The organism is Microcoleus sp. LAD1_D5 (assembly GCF_036702115.1).
Taxonomy (GTDB): domain Bacteria; phylum Cyanobacteriota; class Cyanobacteriia; order Cyanobacteriales; family Microcoleaceae; genus Microcoleus.
Map to the genome: position 1 here is coordinate 114250 of NZ_JAUBSA010000011.1, position 7021 is coordinate 121270.

Here is a 7021-nt window from a genome sequence, read left to right on the forward strand (position 1 = left end):
TTTCGACCTGTATCTGTCGTCGTTCAACCAAGATTTATCGTAGAAACCGGGTTTCTTTTCCTAAGTCCTGCGTAATGAAGAAGAAAGCGAATAGTTTTGATTTTAAACGATTAAGTTTTTAACTTCAAACTTTTTCACTGACAACTCAAAACTCTTTTACTTAAAACTTTCCTTAAGGTTTCGGTAGCGCACCTTCTGGACTAGGAGAAGCAGCCGGTTCGGGAGTCGTAGCAGCCGCAGGAGAAGGCGAAGGAGTGCCACTAGCTAACTGATTAATTTGGTCTTTATAGTTAGGAGGAGCTAACTCAGTAGCTCGATCGAACAGCGTTTTTGCCTCATCTGTTTTGCCCTGGTCCTTCAGCACGATCGCCTTTCCTAAAGTGGGGCGAAAATCTTTGGGATTAGCCTTAGCCGATTCGTCATAAATTGCGATCGCCTCCTCGTAGCGCTTCTGCACAGCATAAACCTGCCCCAAAATCAACTGCACTGAAGTTACATCAACACTTTCCGGTTTCGCCAGATTTGCAGCCGGAGCTGCCTTAAGCGTATCTTGCAGCAGTCCGATCGCAGCTTCGGGCCGTTGCTGCACCAACAGCAAATTTACCAACCCCTGCAAAGCCTTAATTTCCCCAGGCTTAGACGCTAAAATAGACCGATAAGCCTGAGCAGCCCCTTCGCGATCGCCCGTGCGTTCCTTAGCCTGAGCCAGCAAAATCCCGTATTCAGTAGTCTCAGGATTTAGCGAAGCCAACTTTTCCAAAGGAGCGATCGCATCCTTAATGTCCCCCACTCCTTGGCCGATTAACTCTAACCGCACCTGCAAAAGTCCCCGCAGAGCCGTTACATTATCAGGTTCCCGCTGCAAAACCAATTCGTACCCCCTAGCCTGAGCTTGCAGCAACTCTGATTGCTTCTCCCCCGACTGCGCTGTCTGAGTAGGCGTTGGAGTCGATCGACTTTGCGCTTGGTTGGCCTTGAGAATACTGTCCAAAATTGGCGGAATCAGAGAAAATCCCACAAAAGCGATGACCGCCAGCACCACCACCACAGTAATCAACCCACGACGCTTATTTGCTTTTTCCATAATTCAACTATCCCAGCTTAAAATCTACTATTTTCTAAGAATTAACCCATCGCCCGGGGGCGTCTGCCATTTAACTAGATCCATGCAACCATAAAAGTTCTTAACTTCAAAGTCCGAACGGACAAAGCAGCCTTTTACTTGCAGCTAATATGGTAACAGACCCACAACTCCATGCTAGCTAAACAATTTTGGACACTCAGACCCGCAGCCCCAAGGACTGCGGTGTCTGTCCAATTTAGTCTGGTCAAGCTAAAAATTACCGAAAATATGGCGGATCAGGCCGTTAGGTAATTGGATTAAGTAAAATAGGCAAGCTGAATATCCTAAATGCTATTAGCCAGCAACTCCAGATCAGCGCGATCGCAGGATCGATCAGTCAGCAACTCCCAAAGTCCTTATTCGCAAGGATTTTAGCAGCCAGTGAACCGATCGGCACTCGTAGCATTGAAAGTTGGCGTTGACGGGTCAAAACCAGACCTCCGGGCCCAAGCCCGCCTGTCAGGTGCTAGTAGTTTTTAAAGCAGTTTCTTCAGTTTATTCCTAATTTCCCTTAAGGGATGTGTCTCCGCTGCAAGGAGTTTTTATGAACCCCTCTCCCAACCGGTCTTCCAAATCGTCCAAATCTACTTCAACTCGCAAGGCTCAGCCCAGCGAACTGGCCGTCAATCCGCCTAAAGATACAGATTCCATTCCTGAGACACCAGACGAAAGTTCGGTGCCTTCGGCGTTGGCTGCACCTGTTGACCAAAATCAACCGGCAACGCCAACAGACGCCCCAGCGTCCAAGGATAAGCTGCAACGACCACGCTACAGTTCTGCCCTCGACAAGGACAAAACAAAGCCACAAGACCAGCCCAGCAATGATCCTGCACCCCCGGCGCCAGCAGCGTCTTCGACACCTGTCAGCGATACTCCAGCCCCAGCAGTCGCACCGCCCGCAAACGCCGAGCCTCCCGCTAACGAAAGTCAGGCCGCTGAGGACATACCCTCCGTCATGCGCCAACATCCCATTCCCCCGCCCAGCGAACCCAGACAGTACCGAGCTGTTGGTTTGGTGCGGGGCCGCTACACGCAATCAGAAGAGCAATTCACCCGGGGTATGCTGATAGCTGCCGACGGAACTGCCATCGACGCAGTTTTGCTGGGTAGAGTCATGAGTTTAGTCAAAAATCACCTGGATCTGGAACAAGAACACCTGTGGGTGGTCTATCCCCGCACCAGGCAAGAAGACGGCAACTTGCACGCCCAGATTATGGGAGTTTGGGAGCCGGAAACGCTCAAGAAACCTCCCGAACCGTCCTCTGATGAGGAAAATCAGGAAGCAGCGGAGATGGAGACTAGCGACGAAGCATCGACTGCATCTTTGCCGCCCTCGGAACCTGATGTTGAAGATGGATATTTTTCGATTCGAGGCGAGGTGATTTATCAATCGCAAGACGCAGAAAAGTATGTCATTGTCAAAATCAAGCAAGCTCCCCGCAAGAATGACGACAAGATGAAGTTTTTTAAGTTGAAACTCAAGGGGGATTTAGCAACAAAGGCGATCGGGTTTTTTTGGGATTTCCACGTCAAATTGAAAGCTGACAGTCTGATGATTGAGCAGGCTAATAATATTGGGGCGCTGCCGATTAAAAAGCGGAAATTCCCCCCTGGTAGCAAGCCGCCCGGTGGCTTCAAAGGAGGAGGGAAGCGTCCGTTTACTCCTAGGCCCAGCGGTGACGGTGCTCCTGTAGGGCGTCCTACCATAAAGTCCGCAGCAGCGGCACCACCGCCTGTCCCGAAGGAACCTCTTCCTAAGCCGGTTAAGAAGCCTAAGCCGATCGAGGAATGAACCAATTTTAGATTTTAGATTAGTGTGTCCAAGACTAATTTACAACCGCTAAATCGCCAATCTAAAATCCTTTATTCGAGCCGGACTTGTGCACCCCACAAATCTTGCGGGAGAAATACTCTGTCGGTGGGTAGGGGAGCAACTGGGGCCGTGAGGGTAAATTGACCCGCTTCAATTTGCTGCTTCAATTCCAATGCTACTTGCCGGGAGAGAAACATACTCGCAAGGGGGGCGGCCCGCACAGGTTTGCCCTCTATCAGGATGCGACCAGTCTTTAATTGAGCATAGCTGACTAAACCGAAGGTGGGACGAACGCGCCGGGGGATAGAGAAATCTACCACCGGCGCTACTATTTTTTTGTCTGATACTGCACAGTGGGCGACAACTGTTTCGTTTAAGACGGGAAAGGGGATGCCGACTCCCAGCATCAGGGAGGGGCCGTAGTTTTTGAAGTAGCAGCCGCGCACCCATTTCGAGTTCATCTGTTTGGCGTCGCCGATGAGTGCGAGGGTAGCGGCCGGGCCGATGGGGGTGCGGTTGGGCTGGCGTTTTTGCAGCGGGAAGTGCTGGGTTCCTTCCCAGGTAATGTAGCCCTGAGCGCCTCCTAGGAAGATGCGGGTGCCGATGCCGATGGTTTCGAGGTCGGGGTCGTTGAGCAGGGGAGACATGGCTCCAAGGCTCGAATAGACGGCGTTGCCGAGGTTTGGTTGCAGGGGGCCGAGGTAGGTGAACAGCGGGCGATCGCCCCCGTTGACGCCAACAATAAAGTTTTGATATGCGTTGCGGGGATTGAATAAATAAAACTGGTTGATTGTATCGCGGGTAATCGTGGTTTCAAAGGAGGCGCGGGGGTAGCAGTCTGTTACTTGTCCGAGGGCGCGCAATTGTACGGGTTTGCCTGCTATTAAGTCTTCGATGACGTGTCCGCCGCCCCGTTCCCGGGATTCTTCGCCGTCTTCGGCTACTTGGGTGGCTCCCAGGTACAGGTCTACTGCCCCGAAGCCGGAGTAGGCTAAAACGCCGTCTAGCCAGCACTGGCGGATTTTTATCGGGGGGTCGGTATGGCCGAGGTTGATGATTGCACCGGAGGATTCCATCGGCTCGAAGGTGCCGGTGGTAATCACATCGACTTCTTTGGCTGCTTGGGTAATGCTGGTTTCTTGAACTCTTGTTTTGAGTTCTTCGATTGTCCAGACTGTGGCTTTGCCCTGGCTGATTTTATCGTTGATTTCGTCGATCGATCTCATATATTTTAGATTTTAGATTTTGGATTTTAGATTTTGAATTGATTGATTTTGGAGTGATTTTGATTTTGGATTGATTGTGGATTGATGGAAGGTCGATCGAGCTGGTTGTTTGAGATAAAATCAATATATTATAACTGAGATGGTACACCATTCTCAACAAGCCTTTTATGAACAGGCAAGATGCCTGTTTCACAGGAAAATTCACTCTTCGTGGAACAGGCATCTTGCCTGTTATTGATAATGATGCAAGATGTAAATTTTAACGGATACAATAACAATATCATAAATAAAATAAAGGGCGATCGCCATGACTCAAGCGATATTAAAACCAGTCACCTTCGATGAATTTATTGAGTGGTATCCTGAAAATTCGGTAAACCGTTACGAACTGCACAATGGAACTATTGTTGAGATGCCTAAAGCAACCGGAGAACATTCAGAAGTAGCAGGCTTCCTTGTCGCTGAACTCAACTTTGAAATCAGACGACTAGAACTTCCTTACTTCATTCCCAAAGAATGCGTTGTCAAAGCTGATAACTAGCTATCTGGTTACGAACCGGATGCGATCGTTTTAGACAGGCAAGGAACGGACAGCGAACCGAGATGGAAAAAGGAATCTATCATTACAATGGGTAGTTCTGTCCGGCTAATTGTCGAAGTTGTCAGTACCCATTGGCGGGATGATTACGGCTACAAATTGGTGGATTACGAAGCTTTGGGCATTTCTGAATACTGGATTGCGGACTATTGGGGACTTGGCGGGCGACCCTCTATTGGCAATCCTAAACAACCTACTTTTTCTGTTTACCCGTTCGTTGGTTGATGGTGACTATCAAGTCTGTCAGTTTAGAGGGGAATAGCGGGTTTTGTCGCCCACATTTTGGCAGTTGAATTTGACGGTTAAACAGATTGTTAGCGCTGGCAGAGATACGGTAGAAAATGGGAGGCTCGAAGATAGTTAGTTGAGACTGTTCGTACCACATTTTTCCTAATTTTCTAGTGAATACTTCTGTCCTATAACTGGCAATGAATTAGGACTGAAGTCATTATGAACCTTAACTATTGATTGTCAGTATCCTCATTTTCAGCATGATCGGGGATGTCGGGTTTCTGTTCTGGTAAATATTTTTCTGGTAGGCTTTCGGCGACTCCTAGAGATTCATGTTTTTCATGGATAGCAGAATCGATTGCTGCTAAGGTTTTAGGGCTGGCACTCCACTGGTTTAGAATATCTTTAATTAGGGCTTCCCTAATCCAAACTTGAGCTACAACGGTGAGGGGGAGAGCTAGCAATAAGCCTAAAAATCCAAAGAAGGTGGCGAAGAATACTTGAGCTATTAATGTTACTGCTGGCAGCAGTGATACTTGCTGTGCCATGACGTAGGGGGTGAGGAGGTTGCTTTCAAATTGTTGAATGAGAAAGTAGAGGATAAGCACAAAACCGGATTTTAAGGGAGAGTCTAAAAGTGCGATAGTCACTGGGGGAATGACGCTCAAACCAGGTCCGATATTGGGTATTAAGTTCAGCAAACCAGCTAAAACAGCGTGGGCTAGAGCTAGGGGAACTTGCAATACTGACAAACCAATTAGGCTAAGAAAAGTGATGACGCTCATGCTAATTAAAGCACCGATTACCCATCGACCGAGGGCTATTTCGCATTCATCTAAGATTCCCTCGATTCGCCGCCGATAAAAAGAGGGAAATAGTTGAATAAATCCTTTTCGGTAAGATAAAGGATCTGCTAATGTCATCAAGGTCAAAACTATGACTAACAAAAAGCTGAGAATAACGCCTAATGTGTTACCAACAAAGGCTCCAGCACCGCCGACGAGTTGATTGAATAGGGGTTGCAGTTGTTGGATAATGTCGTTAATATCAAGATTCGGTAATCGCTGACCCATTTGTCCAGAAAAGCGAGCTTCAATCTGATCGATCCACTCATTTAATTTTGCTATTCCTTGAGGAGCTCTTTGGGTAAGTTGTTGAAACTGTTGGGCAAAGGGTGGTACAATGATTAGGAATAATCCTACGAAGATGAGGACTAGGAAACTAACTGATAACAGTACGGCGATCGATCTTTTGAGCCCGAATTTTTGCAAGTAGCGTGCTAGTCTGTTTAAGGCTGTGGCTAAGACGACGGCGGCAAACAGCAGCAGTAGGGCCTGCCTGATTTGCCACAGGATGTAACAAGATGCGATGAGGGCTAATAAGCCCATCCACTGTCCTAGCTTCATTAGATTTTAGATTTTAGATTTTAGATTTTAGATTGAGGAATAGGGTATGGGAATTACTGCTTGCTAATTGCTCTGCAGCCCAGAAGCGATAAATCGCATCTCTATAAGATACCTTAGATGCGGGCGATCGCATCTTTAATCAGATACCCCTACTCGGACATCAGTACAAGCAGCCTCCTCAATTCCCTTTGGCGAACACCTGCTGCGCTGTCAGCTTCAATTCTGGGAAAGTTGGGGACTCAATACCCTCGCCGCTTCTGAAAAGTTTGACTTGGTATTCGCCGTCAATTAGTTGGTAAACCGAAAAGGTTGGTTGCTTGGGGTTGCCGATGAACCGTCGGCCGCCCAATCCTAGATAGTCTATAATCCAATATTCTTGAATACCCATTGATTCATAGGCCTCAAGCTTTAGGGCATAATCATCACCCCAATTAGTGCTAGTTACCTCGACGATTAGGGGGACTGATGAACCCATTGTGATAATTGATGATTTTTCCCATCGCGGCTCGTTTCCAATGGTTTGTTCGTTAAGTACAATAATATCTGGGTGTGCGATTCGTTTAACCTAAATGGATTAAAAATCCAGGGACGGTTAGCCTAACCCTTTGGTTAGTGTAACTGATT

General features: G+C 47.8%; 4 protein-coding genes and 2 pseudogenes. 2 read left to right on the plus strand and 4 right to left on the minus strand.

The window, feature by feature from the left end:
* Positions 1–172 precede the first annotated feature (172 nt).
* The gene (locus tag QUA70_RS07990; RefSeq protein WP_333346026.1) at positions 173–1084 is read right to left on the minus strand and encodes a tetratricopeptide repeat protein; all 912 of its coding nucleotides are present in this window, start codon (positions 1082–1084) and stop codon (positions 173–175) included.
* 583 nt (positions 1085–1667) lie between these two features.
* Between QUA70_RS07990 and QUA70_RS07995 the strand changes: the two genes are divergently transcribed.
* Complete coding sequence (locus QUA70_RS07995; protein ID WP_333346023.1) at positions 1668–2915, plus strand: hypothetical protein; 1248 nt, start codon at positions 1668–1670, stop codon at positions 2913–2915.
* A 71-nt stretch (positions 2916–2986) separates the two neighbouring features.
* Here the strand turns inward: QUA70_RS07995 and QUA70_RS08000 are convergent, their stop codons facing one another.
* On the minus strand, positions 2987–4162 hold the full coding sequence (locus tag QUA70_RS08000; RefSeq protein ID WP_333346019.1) for a homocysteine biosynthesis protein: 1176 nt from the start codon (positions 4160–4162) through the stop codon (positions 2987–2989).
* A gap of 307 nt (positions 4163–4469) precedes the next feature.
* Between QUA70_RS08000 and QUA70_RS08005 the strand changes: the two are divergent.
* A pseudogene (locus tag QUA70_RS08005) lies at positions 4470–5124 on the plus strand (Uma2 family endonuclease).
* A 97-nt stretch (positions 5125–5221) separates the two neighbouring features.
* Here QUA70_RS08005 and QUA70_RS08010 read toward each other — a convergent pair.
* Together QUA70_RS08010 and QUA70_RS08015 are read right to left on the minus strand one after the other, a co-directional pair.
* Positions 5222–6397, minus strand: a complete 1176-nt coding sequence (locus QUA70_RS08010) for an AI-2E family transporter (RefSeq protein WP_333346016.1) — start codon at positions 6395–6397, stop codon at positions 5222–5224.
* Positions 6398–6575: 178 nt separating this feature from the next.
* Positions 6576–6944: pseudogene (locus tag QUA70_RS08015) on the minus strand (Uma2 family endonuclease); the annotation flags it as partial.
* Between the last annotated feature and the right edge of the window lie 77 nt (positions 6945–7021).

Coding starts and splice junctions, on each gene's coding strand:
- QUA70_RS08000 (WP_333346019.1), bottom strand. CDS start 4,162: ATGAGATCGATCGACGAAATCAACGATAAAATCAGCCAGGGCAAAGCC.
- QUA70_RS07995 (WP_333346023.1), top strand. CDS start 1,668: ATGAACCCCTCTCCCAACCGGTCTTCCAAATCGTCCAAATCTACTTCA.
- QUA70_RS08010 (WP_333346016.1), bottom strand. CDS start 6,397: ATGAAGCTAGGACAGTGGATGGGCTTATTAGCCCTCATCGCATCTTGT.
- QUA70_RS07990 (WP_333346026.1), bottom strand. CDS start 1,084: ATGGAAAAAGCAAATAAGCGTCGTGGGTTGATTACTGTGGTGGTGGTG.